Genomic DNA, 25,836 nt, shown 5'->3' on the forward strand with positions numbered 1-25,836 from the left:
CCGCCCGCGCCACGCGAAAGGCGCGCGGAAACGCCTCCGCTACGTGTCGGGACGGACGCGCAGGGTAGTCGTCCCGGTAGGGATTCCCGGCGGGGACGGCCACGAAGGCGGCGAGTCATGAGATCCAGGTGGGGGCTTCGAGCATGGAACAGAGAAAGCTCGCAGAGATGTTCCTCGACAACACTCATGAATCGGTACGGCAGGCACGCCACGAGACGCGCGAGGCCCTCGGCGCGGACCACTGCCTGCTGGCGGACGTCGTCCAGGTGGTCTCCGAACTGCTGGCCAACGCCGTCGAGCACTCCGACCGCGGCCCGGTGGACGACCTGATCGGGCTCACCCTCACCGACAGCGCCGACTCCGTCCAGGTGGAGGTCTCCGACGGCGGTTCCGCCACCCGGGCGCCGCACATCCCGCACGACCGGCCCGCGGGAGCGGGGCGCGGCCGTGGCCTGCTCATCGTGGACCGGATCTCGGGCGGGCGGTGGGGGACGCGCGAGCACGGCCGCGGCCTGGGCCGGACCGTGTGGTGCGCCGTTCCCTACGCGCGGCCGTCGCCCCCGGGCGCCGAGACCGCGGGGGCGGGGCACCGCCTGCCGGGGGCACTCCCGGCGGGCCGAGCGGCCGGGCCCGGCCCTGTGGTGTCCGGCCCTGTCGTGTGCGGCTCCCTCACGCCCGGCCCTTTCGCGCCGGCCCCTCTCACGACCGTCCCCTTCACGCCTGCCCCTTGATCTCCAGACGGAGCAGGGCCTTGGCGATCGGGTGGGCGGTCAGCGATATCTGCCACTCGCGGGCGCCCAGCTCACGCAGCCGGGCGGCGACGGTCGCGTCGTCGACGACCTCGGGAGGCTCCCACGTCAGGCGGCGTACCGCATCGGGCTGGATCAGGTTCTCCGCGGGCATGTGGTGCTCGTCGGCGAGGGCGGCGACCACGGTCCTGGCGGCGGCCAGCCGGCGGGCGGCGACCGGGTCGCGGTCCATCCACCGGTTGGCCGGAGGCGGCCCGTCGCCCTGCACGCTGGGCTGGGGCAGCTCCGAGTCGGGCAGCGCGCGGGCAGCGGAGATGGCGGCCAGCCAGTCGCGCAGGTGCCGCCGGGCGCTGCGGCCGGTGAACGGGGCGATGTCGGTGAGGGCCTTGGTGGTGCGCGGCAGCTCCAGGGCGGCGGTGACGATCGCCGCGTCCGGCAGCACCCTGCCGGGCGCCACGTCGGACTCGCGGGCCAGCTCGTCGCGGAGCGTCCACAGCTCCCGCACCACGGCCAGGCCGCGCAGCGAGCGGACCCGGTGGATGCCGGAGGTGCGCCGCCAGGGGTCGGAGCGCGGTGCCGGGGTCCGGTGCGCCAGCACCGCGGCGAACTCCTCGCGCGCCCAGGCCAGCTTGCCGGTGGCCTCCAGCTCCCCGTGCAGGACGTCGCGCAGCTCGATCAGGACCTCGACGTCGAGCGCGGCGTAGCGCAGCCAGTCCTCCGGCAGCGGACGGGTGGACCAGTCGGCGGCGGAGTGGCCCTTCTCCAGCCGCAGGCCCAGGACGTTCTCCACCATCAGGCCGAGCCCCACCCGCTCGTAGCCGAGCAGCCGGCCGGCCAGCTCGGTGTCGAACAGCTCGCGCGGGTGGAAGCCCACCTCGGCCAGGCACGGCAGGTCCTGGGAGGCCGCGTGCAGCACCACCTCCGCACCGGCCAGGGCCGCGTCGAGCCCGGAGAGGTCGGGGCAGCGGATGGGGTCGATCAGGGCGCTGCCCGCACCGGCCCGGCGTAGCTGGACCAGGTACGCCCGGCCGCTGTAGCGGTAACCGGAGGCGCGCTCGGCGTCCACGGCGACGGGGCCTGTGCCCTCGGCGAAGGCGCGCACCACGCGGGCGAGGGCCGCCTGGTCCTCGATGACGGGCGGGATCCCCTCGCGGGGCTCCAGCAGCGGAACTACGGTCGTCTCGTCGGTCACGTTCTGAAGGGCTCCGGATCCTCGCGACGGCGCGGCGGCAGTGCCGCCACGTCGGGTGGCAGGGGTGGTATGCCCGCGGCGAGGCACATGAGGTCGCACCAGGCGGCGACGTGGCCGGAGAGGTCCTCCTGGAGCGGTGACCAGGACGCGCGCAGCTCCAGCTCGGTGGTCACCGGGTCCTCGGCCTTGTTGCCGAAGCCCTCGGAGACCGCCTTGGTGACGGTGCCTCCCGCGGCGGCGTAGCCGGCGTCGTGGGCGTCGAGCGACTCGGTGAGCCAGCTCCACGCGACCGGGCCGAGCAGCGGGTCCTCGGTGATCTCGGGCTCCATGTCGGCCCGCACGTAGGCGACGAGGCGGAACTGGCCGTCCCAGCCGCGCTGGCCGTCCGGGTCGAAGAGCACGATGAGGCGCCCGATCGCGAGCTCGTCGTCATCGCGATAGACCGAGGCGCCGATCGCCGCCGAGTACGGGGCCAGGCGCTGCGGTGCCGGGATGTCCTCCAGCTCGATCTCGGGTCTGACCTCCGCGGGGCGCATGCTCGCCACCGCGCGCCTGAAGGCGGCGGGAGCGGGCGGCGCGTCACCGACGGTCATATCGGAAGCGTAGGTCGAAACTGATCGCATGGGGACCACTGGGGTGTGTGTAGGAGCCATCGGAACCGATCAAGCCGCTGTCGGCGGCCTGTGCGGGGCGGGTGCGACCCCGCCGCGGGGAACTCCCGGGACGGGCGCGCCGTCGCGTCCGGCGCCGTCCCGCCCGGTGCCGCGGGGGCGGGATCGTTGCTCGACGACCCGCCGGCGGGCGCAGGAGGCACGGTGCTCACCGCGACGTTCGGGTGAACTCCACATGGTGGACATCGCACGGGCCTTTCGTCGGGTCGTGGTCCGACGTTGGCACGTCGCGCCGACATTTCCGCGCAGCGTGCTCGGCGTGTCCCCAAAGTGGTGCAGGAATCGATGCCGCGCGGTGACTTGGCGAACATTTGGACCAGCCGGGGGCCGGGCCAGGATCACCGATGAGAGGAACTGTACCCGGAAACATGATCGCTCCGTCCCGCCCGGCCCGTGAGGGGCGCGATGACATCAGATCCAAGAGGACGAAAACCCCCAAACCGGTAATACGCGATTATTATCATCATTTAAAAATATCCAGGCATTCTCAGGTACAAACGAAGCGAATATCCGGTGATTTCCCGGCGGACGCACCGCCCCGTGACCTGCGGAACCGACCGGTCCCCCGTCGTGGGACCCTGGGAGGGTGACTTCCGAGCCTGCCGACTCCGCCTTCCTCCGCGCCTGCCGACGCGGGCCCGTCCCCCACACGCCGGTGTGGTTCATGCGCCAGGCCGGTCGCTCGCTGCCCGAGTACCGGGCGATCCGCGAGGGGGTGCCGATGCTCACCGCCTGCGCGACCCCCGACCTGGTCACCGAGATCACGATGCAGCCGGTACGCCGGTACGGGGTGGACGCGGCCATCCTCTTCAGCGACATCGTCGTCCCGCTGCGGGCGATCGGCGTCGACCTGGACATCAAGCCCGGCGTCGGCCCGGTGGTCGCCGAGCCGATCAGGGACGCCCGGGCGGCCCGCGCGCTGCGCCCGATCGAGCCGGACGACGTCTCCTACGTCACCGAGGCCGTCCAGGCACTGACCAAGGAGCTGGGCGCGACCCCCCTCATCGGTTTCGCGGGCGCCCCGTTCACGCTGGCGTCCTACCTGATCGAGGGCGGCCCCTCCAAGAACCACGACCACACCAAGGCCATGATGTACGGCGAGCCGGAGCTCTGGCACGCTCTCATGGACCGGCTGACCGAGATCACGCTGGGCTTCCTGCGCGTCCAGCTCGCCGCGGGCGTCTCCGCCGTCCAGCTCTTCGACTCCTGGGTCGGCGCGGTCTCGCCCGACGACTACCGCGAGTTCGTCCTGCCCTACACGAGCCGGATCTTCGGCGGGCTGGCGGGGCTGGACGCCCCGCGCATCCACTTCGGGGTCGGCACCGGCGAGCTGCTGGGCCTGCTCGGCGAGGCCGGGGCCGACGTGGTCGGCGTCGACTGGCGGGTCCCGCTGGACGAGGCCGCCCGGCGGGTGGGGCCGGGCAGGGCGCTGCAGGGCAACCTGGACCCGGCCGTCCTGCTCGCCCCCTGGGAGGTCGTCGAGCGGCGGGCGGGCGAGATCCTCGCCCGCGCCGCGGGGCTCGAGGGCCACGTGTTCAACCTGGGCCACGGGGTGCTGCCCGGCACCGACCCCGACCAGCTCGCCCGCCTCACCGCGTTCGTGCAGGAGGCCTCGGCCCGCTGACCGCCCCGGCGGGCGGGCGCGGTCGCGTCCCCGTCCCGGCGAGCGCCCGGCCGGACCCTCGTTCCCGGCCGGGAGCTCGCCGGCGGTCAGGCGGAGGCCGGGCCGGCCGGCCTCCCCGGGTCCGGCCCTCCGGCGTCCGCGGGACGTGCCGCCCCCGGCACGGCCGGTGCCGGTTCGGGTGCTCCGGTCCCGTCGTGCCCCTCGCCGGCCCCCTCCTCCTTCTCCTCCTCCTCCGTACGGTCGTCGTCCGGACCGGGGGAGGGCCGCCCGGCCGGGGCGGACGCGGGGCCGCCGCGCCTCCCGCGGCGGAGCAGGAAGGCCACGACCAGCCAGACCAGGGCGATCACGACCAGCCAGGGAAGCAGCACGCCCAGCAGGGTCAGGCCGATCCCGACGGCGGTGACGAAGGAGCTCCAGCCCTCCCTCAGGCCCTCCAGGAAGCCGGACGGCCCGTCGTCCTTCCGCTCCACCACCGCGGCCGGGCCGACCAGGTTCAGGGTCAGCGTCGCCACGCTCGTCCGCGAGGCGAGCGACTTCTGCCGTGCCTGCAGGGACTCCAGCTCGCTCTCGCGGTTGGAGAGCTCCCGCTCCACCTGGAGCACCTCGCCGATCGTGTTGGCCCGCTTCAGCAGGGCGCGCAGCGAGTCGAGAGCCGCCTTGGCCGACTTCAGGCGGCTCTCCACGTCGGCCACCTCCTCGGTGACGTCCTCGGTGTTCTGCTGCAGCGACTCGCGGGTGCCCAGCTCCCTGCCGAGGCGATCGAGCGTGCCGGTGTAGTTCCCCGGCGGGATCTTGAAGACCAGCGTCGCGCTGCCCTTGCCCCGGGAGCGGGAGTTCGACCTCTCCATCGCCAGGTAGCCGCCCGAGGCGGTGACGATCCGGCGGGCGGCCTCCGCCGCGGCGGTAACGTCCTTGGCCCGCACCGTCATCTCGGCCGTGTAGACGATGGACCTGTCCTGGGGGACGACCTCCACCCGATCGGTCCGCGCGTAACCGTCTCCCGTCGCGGGGACCTTCCCGGGCGCCTCACCCCCGGCCTCCTCGGCCTGTCCGGGCGCCCGCACGAGGGGCGCCCGCGCCTGGGTCTCCCCGCGGGCGTCGGCCCTGGAGGCGGCGGCGGCGGGGGCGGCGGGGGAGCTGTCGAGGGTGGAGGACTCCCCGCCGCAGGCGGTCGCCAGCAACGCCAGGCCCGCGAGGGAGACGGCCAGGTGCCGGCCGTACCGGAATCTGTTCATGACCTGATGACGAGGGGAGCGGCGGCGGGGTTCGGGGCGCGACGGTCACGATGGCGTCACGTTCCGCGCCGGACCGGCACGGGCAGGCGCGCGGGCGCGGGGCGGGAGAGGGACCCGCGGTGCCGGAGCGATACGGTCGGGAGTCATGGAAGGCAACCGGAGGCACGTGGTGGTCGTCGGCGGCGGGATCGCCGGGCTGGCCGCCGCGTGGTACCTGCGACGGGGCGACGAGCACCTGCGGATCACCGTTCTGGACGGCGCCCCGCGGATCGGCGGCAAGCTGCACGCCGCCGAGGTGGCGGGCGTCGCCGTGGACACGGGGGCCGAGGCGATGCTCGCCCGGCGTCCCGAGGGCAAGGACCTGGCCGGCGCGGTCGGGCTGGGCGAGGAGCTGCGGCTTCCCGGCACCACCCGGGCGGGCATCCTGAGCCGGGGGACGCTGCGGCCCATGCCGAAGGGGCACGTCATGGGCGTGCCGTCCGACCTCGTGGCGCTGGCCAGGTCGGGCGTCCTGTCGCCGGGCGGCCTGGCGCGGGCGGGGCTGGAGGCCGTCCTGCCGGCCACGCGCATCGGCACCGACGTCTCGGTGGCGGCGTACGTCCGGGCCCGGATGGGGGGCGAGGTGGTCGACCGGCTCGTCGAGCCGCTGCTCGGCGGCGTCTACGCGGGCAGGGCCGAACGGCTCTCGCTGGACGCGACCATGCCCAGGATCGCCGCCGCGGCCCGGTCGGAGCGGTCGCTGCTCGCCGCCGCCCGGCACATCTCCGCCGACGCGCCCAAGGACGCCGGACCGGTCTTCACCACGCTGCGCCGGGGCATGGGCAGCCTCCCCGAGGCCGTCGCCGCGGCCTCGGGGGCGGAGATCAGGACCGGGGTCACCGTACGCGAGCTGCGCCGGACCCAGGCGGGCTGGCTGCTGGTGACCGGCCCGGTCCCCGCGCCCGAGACCGTCGAGGCGGACGCGGTGATCCTCGCCGTGCCGGCCCCCGCGGCGAGCCGGCTGCTCGCCGGGCAGGCCCCCTCGGCCGCCGCCGAGCTGGGCCGGATCGAGTACGCGAGCATGGCCGTCGTCACGCTGGCCTACCCGCGCGAGGCGTTCCCCCGGCCGCCGGACGGCAGCGGCTACCTGGTGCCGGCCGTGGACGGGCGGACGGTCAAGGCCGTCACGTTCAGCTCGGTCAAGTGGCCGCACCTGACCGAGACCGGCCCCGGCCTGATCCTGCTGCGCTGCTCGATCGGCCGGATCGGCGAGGAGGCGACGCTCCAGCGCGACGACGCCGAGCTCGTCGCGGCGGCGACGGCCGAGATGGCCGAGGTGATGGGCGTGCGCGGGGAGCCCCGCGACTCACGGGTGACCCGATGGGGCGGCTCCCTGCCGCAGTACGAGGTGGGCCACCTCGACCGGGTGGCCCGCATCCGCTCGGCCGCCGCGGGCCTGCCGGGGCTGGCCCTGTGCGGCGCCGCCTACGACGGCCTGGGCATCCCCGCCTGCGTCTCGACCGCCCGCGCCGCGGCGGCCCGGATCCTGGACCACCTGGATCCGGCGGGAGAATGGCAGAGCAGGACCGATTCGCTGACGAAGGGGTGAGGACGACGGACGTGAACCCGCGGCCCAAGGCGCGCGACCTGAACGAGGTGATCCGTTACACGATGTGGTCGGTGTTCAGGGTGAGCGAGCGCTGTCCCGGGCACCGTGAGGGCATCGCCGACGAGGTCGACGACCTGATGGCCCAGATGGAGCGGAAGGACGTGGTCACCCGCGGCCTGTACGACGTGGCCGGTTTCCGCGCCGACGCCGACTTCATGTTCTGGTGGCACGCCCCGACGGCCGAGGACCTGCAGGAGACCTACTCCCGCTTCCGCCGGACCGGCCTGGGACGGCTCTCGGAGCCGGTGTGGTCGGCCATGGCGCTGCACCGCCCGGCCGAGTTCAACAAGTCGCACATCCCGGCCTTCCTGGCCGAGGAGGAGCCGCGCGCGTACGTGAGCGTCTACCCGTTCGTGCGTTCCCTGGAGTGGTACCTCCTGGACGACGCCGACCGCCGCAGGATGCTCGCCGAGCACGGCAGGATGGCCCGCGACTACCCGGACGTGCGCGCCAACACCGTCTCCTGCTTCGCGCTGAACGACTACGAGTGGATGCTGGCCTTCGAGGCCGACGAGCTGCACCGGATCGTCGACCTGATGCGCACCCTGCGCGGTGCCGAGGCCCGGCGTCACACCCGTGAGGAGATCCCCTTCTACACCGGCGTCCGCAAGCCGGCCGGCGAGCTGATCGCGGCGCTGCCGTAATCGGTGTCCCGCGCGGCCCCGGCGGCGCCGTAACCGGTGTGCGGCCCCGGCCCCGGCCCCGGCGCCGCCGTGGCCGGGTGCCGCCGTGGCCGGGGTGCCGCCGTGACCGGTGGCGCCTCGCGCTCCCGTCCCGGCGGCACGGTCGGCGGGACGGCAGGGACGCCGGGGGGAGAACGTGTCCCCTGTGGCGACCGGATGAAAATAATCTCGTGAGAGTCTCTTTACCGCCCCCTGGATTTGCCATACTCGGTGAAAATCACCTGTCGATGTGAGGCCAAGGGTGAAAAGGGGCGAAGCTCTGGCACGATCCAGGCGGCGTGCTCGGGGGCGCCGGAGAAAACAGTCGCGTTCGCACGTTCTCGACGTCTCGGCGGGCATCGCCGCGCTGGCGGTGGGCGCCCTCGCGATCGGCGGGGTGTGGTTCCCCGACGAGGCGGCTCCCCGGAACGGGGTGGCCCGGGCGGCGGCTCCGGGCGGTCCCGCCCCCGCGGCGGCCCGGCCCGCGGCACCGGCGGGCGGCACCGTGGTCGCCGCCGAGGTGGACGGTGAGAACGCCGGGAGCGGGAAGAAGGACGCCCAGGAGCGGGCCAGGGCCGAGAAGAAGCGGCAGAGGGCCATGGAGGCCGAGGCCTCGGGGCCGTCCAAGCACACCGACAAGGACGCGGTGGCCTACTTCGAGGGCCGTAAGGTGAGCAAGAGGGTCAAGGACGTCCGAATGGTCGGCGGCTATCTACGGATATACACCGACCTGCCGGAGTCGGCGGACAACTCCAAGCAGGCCGTCAAGCTGTGCGAGGCGGGGGTGGACTACCTCGTGGGAGAGCTCGGCACGCCCAGCCCGGTGGTCTTCGTCCAGGCCGAGTTCGGGGAGAACGGCAATCCGGTCCTGGCCAACATGCTCGGCCCGGACGATCCCGACTGCCGCCTGACCTATCCGCGACCGGGGAAGTAGCCCGCGCCGCGCCGTGCGGAGGTCACCCGGACCCTGGTCCTGCCGCAGATCGCGCAGCGCTGGGTGATCACCTGGCCGATGGTCTCGACGACCTCCCACCTGTGGCGGAGATGCACGGGGGCTCCTTAGGGAGACACACTGCGGAGACCTTCGAATACTACGCGTGATGTGGCCCGTCCTCTCCGGGACGGGACGGGCCTCCCCGGAGGCCGACGGCCCGCCGGGCCGCCCGCCGCCGGTGGGTCCCGGCGGGCGAGCGGCGGTGGTTCACCCGGCCGGTTCCAGCCTCAGGGAGATCGAGTTGATGCAGTAGCGGTCGTCGGTGGGCGTGCCGTAGCCCTCGCCGTGGAAGACGTGCCCGAGGTGCGAGTCACAGGTCGCGCAGCGGACCTCGACACGGGTCATGCCCATCGAGCGGTCCTCGATCAGCGTCACCGCCTCCGACTTCGACGGCTCGTAGAAGCTCGGCCAGCCGCAGTGACTGTCGAACTTGGTGTCGGACCTGAACAGCTCGGTGCCGCAGGCCCGGCAGCTGTAGACGCCCACGGTCTTGGTGTCAACGTACTCCCCGGTGTGGGGGCGCTCGGTCCCGGCCTGGCGGAGTACGCGGAATTCCTCGGGAGAGAGCTGGACGCGCCACTCGTCGTCGCTTTTCAGCACCTTGTCCATGCCACCAGCCTATGTGGTGCGCCGGATGCCCGGCGGCGCCAGGGGGGCACGAGGCGCGGGGAGACGACCCGGGACGGGGCGCCGGAAAATCTTGGTGGGTGAGGCATCCTTTGGTGGCCGTTTCCGCGTCTTCCCCTATGGGGAGGTGTATCACCTTCCCGTTGAGGGGTCAGACCATCTGTCCGGTGGCCCGCGCTCTGCGGACCGGCCGGAATGCCGCCGTCCGGATGGCGCGCCAGCGCCTGGGCCCGGCGAGCAACAGGTGGCCGTGCGGTCCGTCCCGTCGAGTGCCCGGTCCCGCCGCCGTGGCGGCTCCGGGGCGGACCTACCCGTCTCCCGTCATCCCGGGCCGTCCGCCCTCTCGCCGGGGGCCCGGCCGCCCTCACCCCGCATCGGGGGGACCGCCGGGACGGCCGGGAATGATGTCGGCTCATGACACGCTTGTGAACCCATGCGGTAATAGAGTGCTCGTGCACCTTTTGATCTTGAGTCGTATCCGGGAGGAACGGATGACCATGCCTGACGGCCGCTCCGGGCGGACGGGTAACCCCGAGGTGGACCGGCTGGTCGAGGGATTCGACGCCCTCTCGCTCCAGTACGAGGGAATGCTCAAGGAGCTGGGCGACCTGCGGGCCCGGGGAGAGGCGGCCGACGGGCTGGTCAGCGTGGAGGTCGCCCCGGGCGGGGCCCTGCTGGGCGTGGACATCAACCCCAGGGCCATGCGGCTGGGCTCGGAGGCGCTCTCGGAGGCCATCATGGAGGCCGTGACCGCGGCCTCACAGGTGGCGGCCACCCGCCTGGACGAGGTGCTCACCCCCCTGCTCGGCGGCATGGAGGGTTTCAGCGAGTCGCTGCAGGGACGGCTTCCCGATCTGGACGGGGGAGTCGGGCTCTCCGCCGACCCGGGGCTCAGCGAGGCCCTGCGAAACCTCCGGGAGATGCGGACCAGGTACGAGGGCTGATCCGGACCGGTCCTCCGGGGTGCCGGGGGCCGGCACCCCGGAGGGCGCGATCAGCCGTAGGACCAGCCTTCGGGTGACCTGGACACGCTCCTGCGAGTGATGTCGCCGAAGTCCGTCCTGCCGTCCGTGCCGTCGCTGTCGAGGTTGGCCTGGGCCATCGGGAACTGGTTCTTTACGCTCATCAGCGCGGTCAGGTTGCCCATGCTGAAGATCAGGGCCGCGAGCATGCCGCCGATCGCGTTGATCGTCGCACTCATCAGGATGAGCCCGGCCGACGCCTGGGTGGCCTTGGCGGCGGCCTCGATCACCTTGCCCTGCGCCGCCAGCACCGGCGCGAGCGGCCCCGCGGCGGCGGCCGCGACCTGCATCTTCTTGCCGATCAACTGGGCGATCTCCGAGGCGATGATGATGGCGAGGAGGCCGTTGACCACCACCCCGGCGGTATTGACGATCTTGTGAATCTCGGACTGGGCGCCCTGTATCGCGTTGGCCATCTGCAGGGCGGCCATCTCCAGCTGCTGCACCTCCTGATGGACCACCCCCATGAACCGGTCGAAGGCCTGGCGATCGCTTCCCTCGGGCCAGGCGTCCTGGATCTTCTTGAGCTTGGTGTCCCACTCCCTGGTCCGCAGGTGTGTGAGCTTCAGGTTGACGGTACGCCAGTCGTTGAAGGCCTTGCTGATCGCGTCGTCGTCCCAGGGCCGGGCCAGCAGCCAGACGGCGGCCGCACCGGCCGCGGGCTTGGCCAGCTTCCCGGCCAGCTCGATCTTCGCCAGGCTGGCGGCCCACGAGGGGCCGTAACTTCCCAGCAGCTTCATCCCGGCCAGGACGGCGCCTTCGACGGCGGCCCCGGTGAAAACCTCTTCGCCCGCCATGGGGCATCCCCTCCTCGGGTCAGTCGGTCGGCCCGAGGGCCCTGTCCCTCGTCGCCCCGTCCAGGGCCGACCTGTCGGCCGCGACGGTGGACCGCAGGTCGAGCATCTTCCCGGTGTCGTTCGCCGCGGTCGCGGTGGCCAGCTCGGTCTCCCGGTAGTGCAGCACCACGCTGAGCAGTCCCGCGTTGACGCCGTTGAGGCACTTGACGAAGTCCTCGGCCTGCCTGGTCTGGTACTCCCGGGCGGGCTCGTACTTCTCGGACACCACAGCCGCGCCCAGGGGACCCCACTGGGCGAAGTTGAGCCGGGTGTCCCCGGCCAGGGTCGCGACCTGTTCGGCGATCGGCAGAAGGGTGTCGATCAGGTCGCGTGTCGCGGCCCTGAGGGCATTGGTATTGACGTCGACCACGGCGTACCGACCTCCCGGATGTCGCGCGTGCCGCACCCCCGTGGCGCGCCGCAGGATTTCCCGTGCATGAACGAGGAGTAAAGCAGGGGTGGAGTCGATATGACAGTCATCTGGCGCTTTTGTGAGGAAGATCCAAAAAATGCTGAGGAGGAGTCACGTGTCAGGTCTGGATGATCGCGGCCTTCTCCCTGGTGTACTCCAGCACGGCGTCGTGCCCGTACCCGGAGTCCTTGACGCCGCCGAACGGCAGGCCCGGGGGCATCTGGCGGAAGGTGTTCACCCAGACCGTGCCGGTCCGCAGTTCGCGGACGAACCGGTGGGCGCGGCCCAGGTCGCGGGTCCACACCCCCGCCGCGAGCCCGTACGGGGAGTCGTTGGCGATGGCCAGGGCCTCGTCCTCGGTGTCGAAGGGGAGGACCACGGCCACCGGGCCGAAGATCTCCTCCTGGCAGACGCGCAGCCGGTTGTCCGAGGTCGAGAGCAGCGTGGGTGAGACCCAGTAGCCGCCGGGCATCGACGGGACCACGTCGGCCCCGGTCAGGCCGCCGAACACCTGCTCGGCGCCCTCCTTCTCGGCGATCTCCAGGTAGGAGACGACCCGCTCGTACTGGTCGGCGGAGACGATCGGGCCCATCGTGGTGGCCATGTCCATCGGGTCGCCCAGCCGGACGTCCGAGGCGATCTCGGTGATCCGCCCGATCATCTCCTCCCAGATCGGCCGGTGGACGAGGATGCGGGACCCGGCCACGCAGACCTGCCCGGCGTTGCCGGTGTAGACCGAGTCGACCGTCACCCCCCGGGCGGCGGCGTCCAGGTCGGCGTCGGAGAAGACGATGTTCGGCGACTTGCCGCCGAGCTCGAACGTCAGCGGCTTGAGGTTGTCGGCCGAGGCCCGGGTGATCGCCTGCCCGGTCCGGGTGGAACCGGTCAGGCTGATCCTGTCGACCCCGCGATGCCGCACCAGCGGGTCGCCGACCTCCTCGCCGAGGCCGCTGACGATGTTGAGCGTGCCGGGCGGGAGCACCTCGGCCAGCAGTTCCCCGAGCCGCAGCACCGAGGCGCAGGCCTGCTCGGCGGGCTTGACGATCACGGTGTTCCCCGCCGCCAGCGCGTAGGCGGCCTTGGCGGAGAACGTCGAGATCGGGGAGTTCCACGGGATGACGCAGAGTGCCACCCCGTACGGCTCGCGCCGGGTGAGCCCCAGGCTGTTCGGGCCCAGGATCACGGTCTCGCCCTTGACCGCGTCGAGGGCCTGGCCGGCCGCGATCTGCCACAGGTGGGTCATGCCGGGAAGGTCCCTCTTCAGGGTGTCCCGCAGGATGCGCCCGTTGTCCCTGGTCTCGATCCTGGCCAGCTCCTCGGCGTGCCGGGCGAAGACCTCCGACACCTGGCGCAGGTGGTGCGCCCGCCGCAGCGCGGGCAGTGCCGACCAGGCCGGGAACGCCTCCCGGGCCGCGGCGACGGCGGCCTCGGCGTCGGCCCTGCCGCTCGCCGGGACACGGGCCCAGACCTCACCGGTGGCCGGGTCGACCGAGTCCAGCGTGCGGCCGTCGGCCGCGGCGACCAGCCGGCCGCCGATCAGGTTGCGGTACTCGTTCACTCATCACTCCCGCGTCAGCCGTACCGGAAACTCTCCCAAGCGTACGCTTGCTCAATGAGTGGGCGGAAGCTCGGCGGAGGCCGGGGGGCGAACGGGCGCGGGGGTGGGGGCGGCGGGGGAGGGGCGGTCAGCCCCGGCGGCGGCCGAGGACGAACGACATGTTCACGGCGATGATCCCGGCCCACAGGAGCACCAGGATGAACGCGAGGAGCGACTCGCCCAGATCGGAGTAGGTGATCCCGATCGTGGCCGGCACGCCGGCCACCAGGGAGACGATGGCCAGCGACAGCCGCTGTCCGGCGTCCACCGACGGGGAGACCGCCGGGGCCTTCGCGGGCGCGCGCGTGGCGAGCCGCTCGTCCACCCGCCTGTCGATCTCCTGGTCCATCTTCTCCAGGAAACCCTCCACGAGGGAGTCTTCGTAGTCCGGGCCGAGATCCCGGCGGGCCGCGAGCGAGGCGCGCAGTTCGTCGCCGGAGGAGGATGATGAGCGTGCCATGATCGAGATATATCGCTTCTGCAGGGATATGTCCAGCCGGAACCGGTCCGGCGCGACGGTCGTCCGTCCGGCTTCGCCGGCCCCGGTTCCTCAGGGCGGGCGCGGACCGCTCGTCAGCGCGTCGCGTTGCGCGGGGCTCAGACGGTCAGGTCTCGGGACGACGGCGTACGCGCCGCCCCCGGCCCGCTCCACGGCGAGCGGGTCGGCGAGACCCGGACGGCGGCCGATCGCGTCCAGGGCGTCGGCCACCCGCCGGGCGGGCCAGTCCAGGGCCGTGGCGAGGTCGTCCGCGGTGAGGGGGCGGGCGGCGTGCACCAGCGCGGCCAGCAGCGTCAGTGCGTCGCGCACGGCGGCGTCGGTGAGGCCGCTGCCGTTCATCTGCTCGCCGATCCAGGCGAAGAACCGGGCCATCCGCTCCAGCCGGGTGCCGGCGGTCGTGCCGGAGCCGAAGATCTCGATCCCCTGCCGCGCGGCCGCCGCGACCTCGAGATGTGCCCCGGTGTCGGTCTTGAACGCCTGGAGCCAGACGTCGTCGTCGACGACGTAGCGCTCGCGGCGGCCGGAGTCCCGCACGCGCCTGACCAGCCCGATCGCCTCGAGGTGGCCGACGGCCTTGGACACCGACGCCGGGCTGACCCGCAGCCGGCCCACGAGCTCGGCGGACGTCAGGCTCCCGGGGTCGGAGGTGAGCAGGCAGGCGAACACGCGGGCGGGCATCCGGGGGAAGCCGGTCCCGGCCAGCAGCGTCGCGAACCGCTCCACGAAACCGTGTACGGACTCGGACGGCCGTCCGTCGGCCGACGACCCCGTGGGCCGGGCCGGTCCGGGGCGGCGGGCGCGCCGGGCGGCGGCCTGCTGGGCGCGGTCGGCCAGGTAGCCGCCGGACGCGCCGTTGCGCGCCACCTCGCGGCTGATCGTGGACGTGGGCCTGCCCAGCCGCCGGGCGATCTCGGCGTATCCCAGCCCCTCGTCCAGCCAGATCGCGATCTGCCGGCGGTTCTCGTGGGTCAGCCTGCCTCCGGGCATCGGCCCGCCCTCCTGCCGGTCCGGGTCCGCGGGTGCGTTCACCAACAGTACATTGCAACGGCCGATCGCATGAATTGCGTTCACCGACAGAGCTGATGCAACGATTATCGGAAAACCCCAGGAAAAAGCGTGCTTCTTCGAGGTTTTTGTTGAATATTCTTAAAACGCAACGTAGCCTTTTTCTCCTGTGAAAGATTCGTGCGAAACGGGGGACCCCTGTGTCAAGAGCGTTGGACGTGGACCGGATCCGAGCCCGTGTCTCCGGGCTGCTCGCGGAGTACCGGATCCCGAGCGCCGCGATCGGCGTCCTCCACGACGGAGAGGTCACCGACCTCGCCGTCGGCGTCAAGGACGTCTCCACGCGGGAGCCCGCGAGGACCGACACCGTCTACCAGTGCGGCTCCGTGACCAAGACGTGGACCGCCCTCGCCCTCATGCGGTTCGTCGACGAGGGGAAGGTCGCCCTGGACGAGCCGGTGCGGACGTACCTGCCCGGCTTCCGGGTCGCCGACCCCGACGCCGGCGCCGGGATCACACCTCGCCACCTCCTCAACCACACCGGCGGCATCGAGGAGGACTACGGGGATCCCGGCGAGGACGACGACGTCTACGAGCGCATGGTGGAGAACATCGCCGGCGCGCGCCAGGTCCACCCCCCGGGCCACACCCACGGCTACAGCCCGGCCCTGGGGTACGCGATCCTCGCCCGCGTCATGGAGGTGGCCGACGGCGGGCGGTGGGACGACATCATGAGGAACCGCCTGTTCGACCCCCTGGGGCTGACCTCGACGAGCAGCCGGCGCGAGCACGTGCCCCAGGACCGGGCCGCGACCGGATACCTGGTCCGATCCCTCGAGGAGGGGCCCGTCCCCTCACCGCTGGGTCACCTGCCACGCTGCTTCGGCCCCGGAGGCAACATCAGCACGACGGCCCGGGAACTGCTCACACCGGCGCGCGTCCTCCTGGACGGGGGAAAGGCGCCGGACGGCACGAGAATCGTCTCACCCGGCATCGTCCGCGAGATGACGCAGTCGCGCGTCCCCGTACCCGACCCGTACATGTTCGGGCCGGAATGGGCGCTCGGCCTCGTCGTGTGCGACTGGCACGGCCGGACCGTCTACGCCCATGACGGCAGCACGATCGGCCAGAGCGCCCGGCTGAGGATCCTGCCGGAGTCGAACATCGCCATCTCCATGCTGACGAACGCCGGGCCGCGTGACGGCTTCTACCGGAAGGTGTTCGACGAGATCCTGGCCGACCTCGGTGCGGGCACGATCCCCGGCCCGCCGGAGCCCGACCCGTCCCTCTCCCTGGACCCGTCCAGGTACGAGGGCTCCTACGGGCGCCCCGGCGCCCGCTACGAGGTGGCGGCCGAAGGCGGGAGGCTCCACCTCACGTTCACCCTGAACCCCGTGGAGGCGCGGCTCCTCGGCACACCCGAGCGGCTCGACCACGAACTGCTCCCGATCAGCGAGACCCACTTCCTGATCCCGCCGGACGATCCGCTCGAAGAGCCTCGGACCGTCGCGATCTACGACTTCGACGACGGTTCCGCGCGCTATCTGCACACCGACTGCCGGGTGAACCCGAGACTCGACGACGAGGAGGCCACGATGCACGTCATGGCTGTTTCCGTGATCTCCGACAACGACGGTTTCTGGGACTCCGTGAAGAGGGCGCACGGCCGCCTTCCCGCGGGGGCCAGGTGGACGCTGGCGGTGGCGAGCGCCGACGGGACCAGGGCGGTGAACGTCATCGTCCACGACTCGCTCGACGGCGTCCGGGGCTTCTTCGAGGACCACGCCGGCGCCTTCGCCGCGACGGAGTACTTCGAGGTCGACGCGGCCAACGCGGTCGGTCTCCCGTGAGGTGGCCGCTCCCCGCGCCGCCCGGGCGCGCGGCCCCGACCGCCCGGGGGCACGCGCGGGACTACCCGCCCTCCCGGACGTAGCGGATGAAGAGGAACCCCTCGTCCTGCAGGACGTGCGCCGGCCGCAGCCGGGCGCGCAGGGAGGGGCCGTCGAGGACGCGGGCGGAGTCACCGCCGATCAGCATCGGGCTCACCGTCAGGCAGAGCTCGTCGACCAGGTCCGCGGCGGCCAGTTGCGCGTTGATCCTGGCACCTCCCTCGCAGAGCATCCGCCCCAGCCCGCGCCCGACGAGTTCCCGGACGGCCAGCGCGGGATCCACCCGGTCGCCCCCGGCCAGGATCACCTCGGCGTGCCGGGCCGCCTCGCGCCGCCGCTCCCGGGGCGCGGCCTCGCAGGTGACGACGATCGTCCGGGAGCCGGGAGCCGCCTCGGTGAAGAGCGGGCTCGACAGGTCCAGGTCGAGGCTCCGGGTGACCACCGCGACCGGCGGGGCGTCCGGCCGGCCCTCGCGCAGCTCCCGCCACGAGGGCTTCGGCCGGGCCGGGCCGTACCCTTCGGTCCGTACGGTCGCCGCCCCGGCCACGATCACGTCGGCCAGGCCGCGCAACACGTGGAAGACCCTGCGGTCGCCACTGCCGGACAGCTCGCCGGAGCGTCCCTCGACCCAGGTCCCGCCGTCGGCGCTGGCGACCATGTTGAGCCGCAGGCACGGGCCGGCCGGATAGGCGTAGGCGCGGGCGAGGTCGATCTCGGCCGGTGGTCCGGGATGGATGAGGCGCATCCTCCTAGCTTCGCACGGGGGTGGGTGGTGAGTTCTCCCGGCGCGGGCGATACCGGATGTGATGGCCGGTAGTGACTTCGGGCGCCGGAAGATACATGATTCCTCCACGGAGACACGGGAGGAATGCGTGGGGCTGGTCGCGATCGTGACGTGGTTGATCACCGCGATGGTCGGCATCTATCTGCTGTACGTGTGGCTCTCCGGGGGAGGGCTCCGACAACAGGCGACCAAGGTCACCCGCTTCCCCACGTTGCTGATCTTCACTCATCCGGTCCTGGCGGTCTCCGCCCTGGCCTGCTGGGTGGTCTACGTGCTCACCCTGGAGCGGATCTTCGCCTGGCTCTCGTTCGGGGTGCTCACGGCCTCCGCGCTGCTGGGGTTCACCATGTTCACCCGCTGGCTGGGCGGTGGCCGGCACGCCCGCGGCGCCGAGCAGCGCTTCCCGATCATCGCCGTCGTGCTGCACGGCGTGGCCGGGGTGACGACGTTCGTCCTCGTCCTGCTCACAGCCGCGGTCGCGTCCGGGGCCTGAGCCGCCCGGCCGCGTACGGGACCCGGGTCACGGGATCACGTGCGGGGCCCGGGCGACGGGATCACGTGCGGGAGCCGAACCAGGTGGCCCAGGCGGTGGCGAGCGTGTCGGCGGGCTGCGGGTCGGCGGTGGTGGAGACCCAGGCGGTGTGCCCGTCGGGGCGGAGCAGCAGCCCTTCGAGCCCGGGGTGTTCGGGGCAGCGGGCGTGATGGGTGTCCACGCCGCCGTCCACGCCGCCGTCCACGCCGCCGTCCACGCCGCCGTCCACGCCGACCGGCAGGACATGGTCGCCGGACCGGACGTGGTCGCCGAGCCGGTCGTGGTCGCCGAACCGGAGGAAGACCGGACGCGCGGGCCGGAGCAGTTCGGCGACGCCGGTGTGCCTTCCGCCCACGGTCAGCCTCAGGTTCGGCGCGAGCCTGCCCAGCCACGGGTGCTCGCCGGGGATCCGAGGGTCGTACCGGGTGCTCACCCCGTAGCTCGGCTCCGCCAGGTGGGTGCCGACCCCCGGCAGGCCGGTGAGCTCGCCGAACAGCTCCCGGACCGGTTCGAGCTCCGGGGCACGCCGCCCCAGGATCGCCTGCGCGCGGGTGAGGAGCAGCACGCGCGCCCCGGCCTCGTGCCGCTCCCGGTGATAGGTGTCCAGCAGGCCGTCCGGCGCGCGGCCGAGCACCTCGTCCAGCACCCCCTGGAAGTGGGCGGGCGACACCGGCTCGTCGCGGTCGGCGGGCGGCGCCGGCTCGTCGAGCACGATCCGCACGTAACCGGGCCTCGGGATGACGAACACCGTGCCGCGGGCGCCCTCGGTCATCCCGAAGGGCAGGGCGCCGGGATCGGCCGGCTCGACGTCGGCGAGCAGGCTGAACGTGGTGGCCGCGGTGCCGGGGAAGCCGATCCCGGCGAGTCTGCGCACGACGCTGCGGCTGCCGTCGCAGCCGGCGAGGCGTTCGACCCGCCGGCGACGGTCCCGGCCGCCGGCCCGGACGGTCACCTCGACCCCGTCCTCGTCCGGGGAGAGACCGACCACCTCGTGCCCCCAGGACACCTCGACTCCCAGCTCGGCCAGCCACCGCTCCAGGAGCTCCTCGACCCGGGTCTGCGCGATGCCGAGCACGTACGGGTGATCGGTGTCCATGGCGGTCAGGTCCAGCGGCCGGCTCGGGTCGGCGAACATGACGTAGGGCACGGTCGGGCCCTCCGCCAGGAAGCGGTCGACGATGCCGCGCCGGTCCAGCAGTGCCAGGCTGCGGGCGTTGAGGACGAAGCCCCGGCAGAACGGCGACCGCCGGACGATCACTGTCAAGAGGGACCTCGACGACGAGGGGCGGCGCTCGCGGGAAGCGCGTACCGAGACGGCTGAGGAGGGAACGGCGCTCAGGGGGAGCGCGTGCCGGGCCGCTGGACGCGCTCCTGCCGGGTCACGTCCGCGCGCAGCTCAGGATCTGCACCGAGCGGGAGGTCACCTTGACCGAGCTCTCGGCCGGCCAGGACTCCTCCGAGGCCTGCGGACCCTGCGGCGAGCCGCCGGCGGCACCGGTGGCGCCGACGACGCCGGTGGCGGTGCCGGCGGTGCCGGCGGTGTTCTGGACGTCCCAGGCGTCCTGGGCGTCCTGGGTGTCGTCGGCGGTGTCCAGCACGCGCCGCCACCGCCGGCCGTACCTCTCCTGGGGCAGGGCGAAGACCATGTCCTCGTGGTGGGCGTTGATCAGCAGCAGGAACGAGTCGTCCACGATCCGCTCGCCGCGCGTCCCCGGCTCGGTGATGGCGTCGCCGTTCAGGAAGACGGTCAGCGACTTGGCGTACCCGGTGTGCCAGTCACCGGCCGACATCTCCTCGCCGGCGGGGGTGAACCACACGATGTCGCGGGTGCCGTCGGCGGCCTTGTGCCCGTGGAAGAAGCGGCGCCGCTGGAACACCGGGTGCTCGCGCCGCAGCGCGGACAGGCGCCTGACGAAACCGAGGAGGTCCCCCTCCCGCTCGGCCAGCGACCAGTCGATCCAGGAGATCTCGTTGTCCTGGCAGTAGGCGTTGTTGTTGCCGTGCTGGGTCCGGCCGAACTCGTCGCCGGCCAGCAGCATGGGCACGCCCTGGGAGACGAACAGGGTGACCAGCAGGTTGCGGCGCTGGCGGCGGCGCAGGCTCATGATCTGCGCGTCGCCCGTCGGCCCCTCGGTCCCGCAGTTCCACGACCGGTTGTCGTCGGTGCCGTCCCGGTTGTCCTCGCCGTTGTCGTCGTTGTGCTTGTGGTCGTAGGAGACGAGGTCGGTCAGGGTGAACCCGTCGTGGCAGGTGACGAAGTTGATCGAGGCCACGGGACGGCGGCCGGAGATGGCGTAGAGGTCGGCGGACCCGGTGAGCCGGGAGGCGAACTCGGGGAGCGCGGACCCGCTCCCGCGCCAGAAGTCGCGAACGCTGTCGCGGTACTTGCCGTTCCACTCCATCCACAGCGGCGGGAAGTTGCCGACCTGGTAGCCGCCCGGCCCCACGTCCCACGGCTCGGCGATCAGCTTGACCTGGGAGATCACCGGGTCCTGCTGGATCAGGTCGAAGAAGGCGCTCAGCCGGTCGACGTCGTGCAGCTCCCGGGCCAGGGCGGAGGCCAGGTCGAACCGGAAGCCGTCCACGTGCATCTCCAGGACCCAGTAGCGCAGTGAGTCCATGATCAGTTGCAGGGCGTGCGGGGAACGGACGTTGAGGGAGTTGCCGCACCCGGTGTAGTCGAGGTAGTAGCGCCGGTCGCCGTCGTGCAGCCGGTAGTAGGCGTTGTTGTCGATGCCGCGGAACCCCAGGGTGGGCCCCATGTGGTCACCCTCGGCGGTGTGGTTGTAGACCACGTCCAGGATGACCTCGATGCCGGCCTCGTGCAGCGCCCGCACCATCGCCTTGAACTCCTGCACCTGCTCGCCGCGCTGGCCCGAGCCGGAGTAGCCGGCGTGCGGGGCCAGGTAGGCGATCGTGTTGTAGCCCCAGTAGTTGGTCAGCCCCCGGGCGACCATCGCGTGCTCGGGCACCGACTGGTGCACCGGCATCAGCTCCACCGCGGTGACGCCCAGGCTCAGCAGATGCTCGATCACCGCCGGGTGGCCCAGCCCCGCGTACGTGCCGCGCCGGTTCTCCGGGACCGCGGGGTGGCGCATGGTCAGCCCGCGCACGTGCGCCTCGTAGATCACGGTCTGGTGGTACGGGGTGCGGGGCGAGCGGTCGTCGCCCCACTCGAAGAAGGGGTTGATCACCACGTTCTTCGGCATGAAGGGCGCGGTGTCCTCGTCGTTGCGGCTGCCCGGATCGGTGAACCGGTAGGAGAACATCGCCTCGTTCCAGACGACGTCGCCCTCGACGGCCTTGGCGTAGGGGTCCAGCAGCAGCTTGGAGGGGTTGCACCGGTGCCCCTGCGAGGGGTTGTACGGACCGTGGACGCGGTAGCCGTACCGCTGGCCGGGCTGGATGCCCGGAAGGTAGCCGTGCCAGACGAACGCGTCCACCTCGGTCAGCTCGACCCGCTCCTCGGGGCCGCCGTCCGGGAAGAGGCAGAGCTCGACCCGCTCGGCCACTTCGGAGAAGAGGGAGAAGTTGGTTCCCACGCCGTCCCAGGTGCTGCCGAGTGGATAGGACTGTCCCGGCCAGACTTCGCGCATCGTGAACCTATTCTCCTCTGATCCGCCCCTCGTACGAGGGGTGTTCTTGCTCCTGTCACTTTAAGGCGGCAATGAGGAGTTTTGTCCGAGTATTTAGGTAGGTTCTTCGTGACCTCGCCGGACCGCCCGTATCCTCGCCGGACACGGGCGGCCGTACGAACGCCGTGATCGGACCGCGCTCGACCCGGCCGGCTCACGACGGGGCGCGCCGGACCGGCCGGATCGGCCGGACCGGGCCGGCCACGGGCGGCGGGGCCGGTCTCAGCCCAGCAGCTCGGCGTTGAGGGTGATCGTCGTGCCCGTCAGGGCCTTGCTCACGGGGCAGTTCGTCTTGGCGGTCTCGGCCGCCTCCTGGAACTGCTCGGCGGTCAGGCCGTCGACCTGGGCGCGGACCGAGATGACGATCCCGGTGATGCCCTCGCCCGGCTGGAAGGTCACGTCGGCCCTGGTCTCCACCGTCTGGGGCGGCGTGCCGGCCTGGGCCAGCCCGTGGGAGAGGGCCATCGAGAAGCACGAGGAGTGCGCGGCGGCGATGAGCTCCTCGGGGGAGGTCTTGCCGTTCGCCTCCTCGGAGCGCGAGGCCCAGGTCACGTCGAACGTGCCCACCCCGGAGGTGTCGAGGGAGACGTTGCCCGATCCGTCGAGCAGCGCGCCCTTCCACTGGGTCGTCGCGGTACGTGTCGTCGCCATGGCGATTGTCCTTTCGATCATGAGGCGTTGGCCATGACGACCTTACCGCCGGGCCGTCCGGAGCCGTCGGCCGGTCAGGGCGCGCCCGGCGGTCCCGGCGGTCTTGGCGGCCTCGGTTGATCCGGTGGTCCCGGTGGTCCCGGTGGTCCCGGGGTCAGAAGACCGCGCGCCCGATGAGCGTGTCCAGGTCCAGGCCGGCCGGGAGCGTGCCGAAGGCGTGGCCGCCCTCGCCGGACAGCCGGGAGACGCAGAACGCGTCCGCGACGGCCGCCGGGGCCAGCCGCACCAGCAGCGAGCCCTGCAGCACCAGTGCCATGTCCTCGGCGACGCGCCGGGCGCGGACCTCCAGGTCGGTGGGGTCGTCCAGCGCCTTGCGCAGGCGGTCGGCGGCGGCGTCCAGGTGCCGGTCGGCCCCGGCCGCGAGCGAGACCTCGTCGAAGAACGCCTCCCGCGCCTCGGGCTCGCGGCCCAGGGCGCGCAGCACGTCCAGCGCCGCGACGTTCCCCGAGCCCTCCCAGATGCCGTTGAGCGGGGAGTCGCGGAACAGCCGGGGCATCTGCGACTCCTCGACGTAGCCGTTGCCGCCCAGGCACTCCAGCGCCTCGGCCGCGTGCACGGGGGCGCGCTTGCAGATCCAGTACTTGCTCACGGCCAGCGCGGTGCGGCGCAGCGCGGCCTCGGCCCGGTCACCGGCGATCGCCCGGTCGGTGGACCCGGCCAGCCTCGTCATCAGCACCGTCGCGGCCTCCGACTCCAGCGCCAGGTCGGCCAGGACGTTGCGCATCAGCGGCTGGTCGACCAGGTCCTTGCCGAACGCCCGGCGGTGACGGGCGTGGTGGACCGCCTGCGTCACGCCGTACCGCATGCCGGCCGCCGAGCCGATCACGCAGTCCAGCCGGGTCATGTTGACCATCTCCAGGATGGTCCGCACGCCCCGGCCCTCCTCGCCCACCAGCCAGGCCGTCGCGCCGTGGTACTCCACCTCGGCGCTGGCGTTGGACCGGTTGCCCAGCTTGTCCTTCAGCCGCATCAGGTGCACGGCGTTGCGGGTGCCGTCCGGCAGCACCCGGGGCAGCAGGAAGCACGACAGCCCGCCGGGCGCCTGGGCCAGGACCAGGAACACGTCGCACATCGGGGCGGAGTTGAACCACTTGTGGCCGGTCAGGACGTAGCTCCCGTCCCCGGCGGGCTCGGCGCGGGTGGTGCCGGCCCGCACGTCGGAGCCGCCCTGCTTCTCGGTCATCGCCATCCCGGCGAGCACGCCGCGCTTGCCGAGCGGCGGGCGCAGCCCGAAGTCGTAGCTGCGCGAGGCCAGCAGCGGCTCCCACTCGGCCGCCAGCGCCGGGCTGTGGCGCAGGGCCGCGATCGAGGCGTACGTCATCGAGATCGGGCAGCCGTGCCCGGCCTCGACCTGGCCCCAGACGTAGAACTTGGCGGCGCGGGCCACGTGCGCGCCCGGCCGGGGACTCGCCCACGGGGTGGCGTGCATGCCGGCCTCGACCGCCACGGTCATCAGCTCGTGCCAGGCGGGGTGGTACTCCACCTCGTCGATCCGGCGGCCGTACCGGTCGTGGGTCCGCAGCGCGGGAGGGTGCTCGTTGGCCAGCCGTCCCCACTCCTGGGCCTGCTCGGAGCCGGCCTGCAGGCCGAGCCGGCGCAGCTCCCCGGTGGCCCAGTCCGCGCCCTCGCGGATCACCCCGTCCATCAGCGCGGCGTCGGCGGACACGTCGTGCCCGGCGAGCGGGCAGGCCTGGTTGAAGACGTCATGGGTCACGTTCGGCCTCCGCTGAACTCGTCCGGCGCTTCACCGGTCTCTCCCTATCTCAACATCCTTTCGTAGGACCTCCGTACGTGGTTGTGGTGATGTGTCCCATTCGGTGTGGGAGGGCGGGCGGGAGCCGTCCACGGGGCTCGTCCCGCCCGGCACCGCCCGTTCCGCGCCCGGCGCCGCCGCCCGATCCGGCGGCGGCGACCGGATCAGAGGTTCTTCACCAGGTCACGGGCGTAGTCGTCGTCCTCGTCGCTCTCGGCGAGCACGCGCTCCACGCCCCGCCGGGCACGCTCGTCGCCCCGGGTGGCCAGGCCGCGGGTGGCCTCGGCGACAGTGTTCAGATCCTCGTCCTCCAGCCGGGCGGCCAGCGCCTCGCGGATCTCCTCGCCGTCCTCGGCCAGCCCCGCCAGGCCCATGGTCGCCCAGTCGCGCACCTCGGGGTCGGAATCGCGCGTCATCGAGACGAGCAGCGCCAGCCCCTCGGCGTGCCCCGGCGGCAGCACGGCGGCCAGCGCGGCCGGGTCGGCCTGGGTGCGGGCCCAGCCCCCGGCGGTGATGATCTCCAGCACCTCGGGCAGGGCACGCGGGTCGGCGTGGTGGCCCAGGGCGCCGAGCACCGAGCGCAGCACCCGCTCGTCGCCCTCGGTGGCCGCCATGCGCCGCAGCACCGGCAGGGTCTCCTCCAGGTAGGGCTTGTCGTCCTCGGTGAAGCCGAACTCGGCGAGCACGTCGACGGCGAACTCCCGCTTGCGCGGGTCCTCGCTCGCGCACAGCCGCACGGCCGCCTCGAAGGTCTCGGCGTCACCGCGCCGGCTCAGCGAGCCGGCCACGGCCCACCAGGTCTCGGCCTCCTCGTCGAGGTCCCGGTACGGCATCGCCCGCTCCACCAGGTCATCGAAGGGGAGCCGCTCGCCGGTGGCGTCCTCCAGCAGGGTCGCGACGGCCGCGTGCCCGCGCTGGCAGGTGAGCTCGGCCGCCCGGGTGCCGTCCGGCCCCACCGCCGCGACGGTGACCAGGTCGGTGCCGTCCTTGGCGCGGCTGCGCCCCACCACGAACTGCGAGCCCTCCGGGGCCTGCTCGGTGAGCTGTTCCAGCAGCGCGTTCTCGAGCTGGGTGCCGAGCCAGTCGTAGGCGATGGACAGCGGGGTGTCGCCGTCCCCGTCGGGCCGGTCGGCCTCGACGCCGTGCTCCAGCAGCACCCGCACCACGCCGAGCGCACCACGCCGGGTGGCCAGGGTGAGCGCGGTCTCGCCGCTGTCGTTGGCCTCCTCCGGGCTCGCACCGGCCGCGAGCAGCACCCGCGCCGCGTCGGCCCTGCCGTTGGCGGCCGCCCAGAGCAGCGCCGTCCAGCCCCCGGCCTCCCGGCCGGACACGTCGGCACCGGCGGCCAGCAGGACCGTGACGACCTCGTCGTGGTCCCAGGCGGAGGCCACGCAGAGCGGCAGGCCCTCCTCCTCGCCGCCGCTGATCCGGTTGGGGTCGGCCCCGTGGACCAGCAGCGCGCGCACGACGTCGACGCCGCCCCGGTTCGACGCCAGGTACAGCGCGGTGGGCTCTTCGGCGCCCTCGGGATCAGGGCTCGTCCCGCCCTGCAGCAGCAGCTCGGCCCGCTCGGCGTCGTCGGCCGCCACCGCGTCCAGGAGTTCTCGGTACATGCCTCCGGATCATAGGGCGTGTCCCGGCACCACGGCCGTACGCCCGGCCCGGTGGGGGGAGGAGGCCGGTGTCCGTCGACCGGTCCACCGAGCTTCATCCGTTCGGAGGATCCTTTATCGAGACAACTCGCGATATGTTGTGAGTT

General features: G+C 72.7%; 24 protein-coding genes. 8 read left to right on the plus strand and 16 right to left on the minus strand.

Annotation, left to right across the window (positions count from 1 at the left end; translation table 11 throughout):
• Nucleotides 1-143: 143 nt before the first annotated feature.
• The gene (locus tag AB0G16_RS09005; RefSeq protein WP_362801010.1) at nucleotides 144-731 is read left to right on the plus strand and encodes an ATP-binding protein; all 588 of its coding nucleotides are present in this window, start codon (nucleotides 144-146) and stop codon (nucleotides 729-731) included.
• Here AB0G16_RS09005 and AB0G16_RS09010 read toward each other — a convergent pair.
• Together AB0G16_RS09010 and AB0G16_RS09015 are read right to left on the minus strand one after the other, a co-directional pair.
• Complete coding sequence (locus AB0G16_RS09010) at nucleotides 715-1,941, minus strand: ribonuclease D (protein WP_362801013.1); 1,227 nt, start codon at nucleotides 1,939-1,941, stop codon at nucleotides 715-717. The genes AB0G16_RS09005 and AB0G16_RS09010 overlap by 17 nt on opposite strands.
• Nucleotides 1,938-2,534 (minus strand): DUF3000 domain-containing protein, encoded by a 597-nt coding sequence (locus tag AB0G16_RS09015; protein WP_362801016.1) that lies wholly within the window; start codon nucleotides 2,532-2,534, stop codon nucleotides 1,938-1,940. The genes AB0G16_RS09010 and AB0G16_RS09015 overlap by 4 nt, the downstream gene beginning before the upstream one ends.
• A gap of 664 nt (nucleotides 2,535-3,198) precedes the next feature.
• Between AB0G16_RS09015 and hemE the strand changes: the two genes are divergently transcribed.
• Nucleotides 3,199-4,236, plus strand: a complete 1,038-nt coding sequence (gene hemE, locus AB0G16_RS09020; protein WP_362801019.1) for a uroporphyrinogen decarboxylase — start codon at nucleotides 3,199-3,201, stop codon at nucleotides 4,234-4,236.
• 86 nt (nucleotides 4,237-4,322) lie between these two features.
• Here the strand turns inward: hemE and AB0G16_RS09025 are convergent, their stop codons facing one another.
• Nucleotides 4,323-5,471 carry a DUF4349 domain-containing protein gene (locus AB0G16_RS09025; RefSeq protein ID WP_362801022.1) on the minus strand — a complete coding sequence of 383 codons (1,149 nt, stop codon included), beginning with the start codon at nucleotides 5,469-5,471 and terminating at the stop codon, nucleotides 4,323-4,325.
• 145 nt (nucleotides 5,472-5,616) lie between these two features.
• Here AB0G16_RS09025 and hemG point away from each other — a divergent pair, with 145 nt between their 5' ends.
• From hemG to AB0G16_RS09040, 3 genes are all read left to right on the plus strand, one after another.
• On the plus strand, nucleotides 5,617-7,059 hold the full coding sequence (hemG, locus tag AB0G16_RS09030) for a protoporphyrinogen oxidase (RefSeq protein ID WP_362801025.1): 1,443 nt from the start codon (nucleotides 5,617-5,619) through the stop codon (nucleotides 7,057-7,059).
• Between the two features lie 62 nt (nucleotides 7,060-7,121).
• Nucleotides 7,122-7,763, plus strand: coding sequence for a hydrogen peroxide-dependent heme synthase (gene hemQ / locus AB0G16_RS09035; protein WP_362801304.1), 642 nt, complete (start codon nucleotides 7,122-7,124; stop codon nucleotides 7,761-7,763).
• A gap of 391 nt (nucleotides 7,764-8,154) precedes the next feature.
• A complete protein-coding gene (locus tag AB0G16_RS09040; RefSeq protein WP_362801028.1) occupies nucleotides 8,155-8,715 on the plus strand; it encodes a hypothetical protein in 561 nt (186 codons plus the stop codon).
• Here the strand turns inward: AB0G16_RS09040 and AB0G16_RS09045 are convergent.
• Together AB0G16_RS09045 and msrB are read right to left on the minus strand one after the other, a co-directional pair.
• The gene (locus tag AB0G16_RS09045; protein ID WP_362801031.1) at nucleotides 8,694-8,831 is read right to left on the minus strand and encodes a hypothetical protein; all 138 of its coding nucleotides are present in this window, start codon (nucleotides 8,829-8,831) and stop codon (nucleotides 8,694-8,696) included. The genes AB0G16_RS09040 and AB0G16_RS09045 overlap by 22 nt on opposite strands.
• A gap of 151 nt (nucleotides 8,832-8,982) precedes the next feature.
• Nucleotides 8,983-9,384: a peptide-methionine (R)-S-oxide reductase MsrB gene (gene msrB, locus AB0G16_RS09050; RefSeq protein ID WP_362801034.1), complete on the minus strand. Its 402-nt coding sequence runs from the start codon at nucleotides 9,382-9,384 to the stop codon at nucleotides 8,983-8,985.
• A 509-nt stretch (nucleotides 9,385-9,893) separates the two neighbouring features.
• Here msrB and AB0G16_RS09055 point away from each other — a divergent pair.
• Complete coding sequence (locus AB0G16_RS09055) at nucleotides 9,894-10,346, plus strand: YbaB/EbfC family nucleoid-associated protein (protein ID WP_362801036.1); 453 nt, start codon at nucleotides 9,894-9,896, stop codon at nucleotides 10,344-10,346.
• A gap of 50 nt (nucleotides 10,347-10,396) precedes the next feature.
• Here AB0G16_RS09055 and AB0G16_RS09060 read toward each other — a convergent pair whose 3' ends face one another.
• The 5 genes from AB0G16_RS09060 to AB0G16_RS09080 form a co-directional block, all read right to left on the minus strand.
• A complete protein-coding gene (locus tag AB0G16_RS09060; RefSeq protein ID WP_362801039.1) occupies nucleotides 10,397-11,221 on the minus strand; it encodes a hypothetical protein in 825 nt (274 codons plus the stop codon).
• Between the two features lie 19 nt (nucleotides 11,222-11,240).
• The gene (locus AB0G16_RS09065) at nucleotides 11,241-11,630 is read right to left on the minus strand and encodes a hypothetical protein (protein WP_362801042.1); all 390 of its coding nucleotides are present in this window, start codon (nucleotides 11,628-11,630) and stop codon (nucleotides 11,241-11,243) included.
• 160 nt (nucleotides 11,631-11,790) lie between these two features.
• Nucleotides 11,791-13,230 carry an aldehyde dehydrogenase family protein gene (locus tag AB0G16_RS09070; RefSeq protein ID WP_362801044.1) on the minus strand — a complete coding sequence of 480 codons (1,440 nt, stop codon included), beginning with the start codon at nucleotides 13,228-13,230 and terminating at the stop codon, nucleotides 11,791-11,793.
• Nucleotides 13,231-13,357: 127 nt separating this feature from the next.
• Nucleotides 13,358-13,729 carry a hypothetical protein gene (locus tag AB0G16_RS09075; RefSeq protein ID WP_362801047.1) on the minus strand — a complete coding sequence of 124 codons (372 nt, stop codon included), beginning with the start codon at nucleotides 13,727-13,729 and terminating at the stop codon, nucleotides 13,358-13,360.
• 90 nt (nucleotides 13,730-13,819) lie between these two features.
• On the minus strand, nucleotides 13,820-14,797 hold the full coding sequence (locus AB0G16_RS09080; protein WP_362801049.1) for a helix-turn-helix domain-containing protein: 978 nt from the start codon (nucleotides 14,795-14,797) through the stop codon (nucleotides 13,820-13,822).
• Between the two features lie 194 nt (nucleotides 14,798-14,991).
• On the opposite strand from AB0G16_RS09080, the gene AB0G16_RS09085 reads away from it, so the two are divergent.
• Entirely contained in the window at nucleotides 14,992-16,623 is a 1,632-nt protein-coding gene (locus tag AB0G16_RS09085) for a serine hydrolase (RefSeq protein WP_362801052.1), read from the plus strand.
• 61 nt (nucleotides 16,624-16,684) lie between these two features.
• Here AB0G16_RS09085 and AB0G16_RS09090 read toward each other — a convergent pair whose 3' ends face one another.
• Nucleotides 16,685-17,407: a pyrimidine reductase family protein gene (locus tag AB0G16_RS09090; protein ID WP_362801055.1), complete on the minus strand. Its 723-nt coding sequence runs from the start codon at nucleotides 17,405-17,407 to the stop codon at nucleotides 16,685-16,687.
• Between the two features lie 127 nt (nucleotides 17,408-17,534).
• Here AB0G16_RS09090 and AB0G16_RS09095 point away from each other — a divergent pair, with 127 nt between their 5' ends.
• Complete coding sequence (locus AB0G16_RS09095) at nucleotides 17,535-17,939, plus strand: hypothetical protein (protein ID WP_362801057.1); 405 nt, start codon at nucleotides 17,535-17,537, stop codon at nucleotides 17,937-17,939.
• A gap of 61 nt (nucleotides 17,940-18,000) precedes the next feature.
• Here the strand turns inward: AB0G16_RS09095 and AB0G16_RS09100 are convergent, their stop codons facing one another.
• From AB0G16_RS09100 to AB0G16_RS09120, 5 genes are all read right to left on the minus strand, one after another.
• Complete coding sequence (locus tag AB0G16_RS09100; protein ID WP_362801306.1) at nucleotides 18,001-19,236, minus strand: FAD-dependent monooxygenase; 1,236 nt, start codon at nucleotides 19,234-19,236, stop codon at nucleotides 18,001-18,003.
• 121 nt (nucleotides 19,237-19,357) lie between these two features.
• Entirely contained in the window at nucleotides 19,358-21,574 is a 2,217-nt protein-coding gene (glgX, locus tag AB0G16_RS09105; protein ID WP_362801060.1) for a glycogen debranching protein GlgX, read from the minus strand.
• A 261-nt stretch (nucleotides 21,575-21,835) separates the two neighbouring features.
• On the minus strand, nucleotides 21,836-22,264 hold the full coding sequence (locus tag AB0G16_RS09110; protein WP_362801063.1) for an OsmC family peroxiredoxin: 429 nt from the start codon (nucleotides 22,262-22,264) through the stop codon (nucleotides 21,836-21,838).
• A 154-nt stretch (nucleotides 22,265-22,418) separates the two neighbouring features.
• On the minus strand, nucleotides 22,419-24,038 hold the full coding sequence (locus AB0G16_RS09115) for an isovaleryl-CoA dehydrogenase (protein ID WP_362801066.1): 1,620 nt from the start codon (nucleotides 24,036-24,038) through the stop codon (nucleotides 22,419-22,421).
• 203 nt (nucleotides 24,039-24,241) lie between these two features.
• A complete protein-coding gene (locus tag AB0G16_RS09120; RefSeq protein ID WP_362801069.1) occupies nucleotides 24,242-25,690 on the minus strand; it encodes an ankyrin repeat domain-containing protein in 1,449 nt (482 codons plus the stop codon).
• Nucleotides 25,691-25,836: the final 146 nt, after the last annotated feature.

This window comes from Streptosporangium sp. NPDC023615, assembly GCF_040640155.1.
GTDB lineage: Bacteria > Actinomycetota > Actinomycetes > Streptosporangiales > Streptosporangiaceae > Streptosporangium.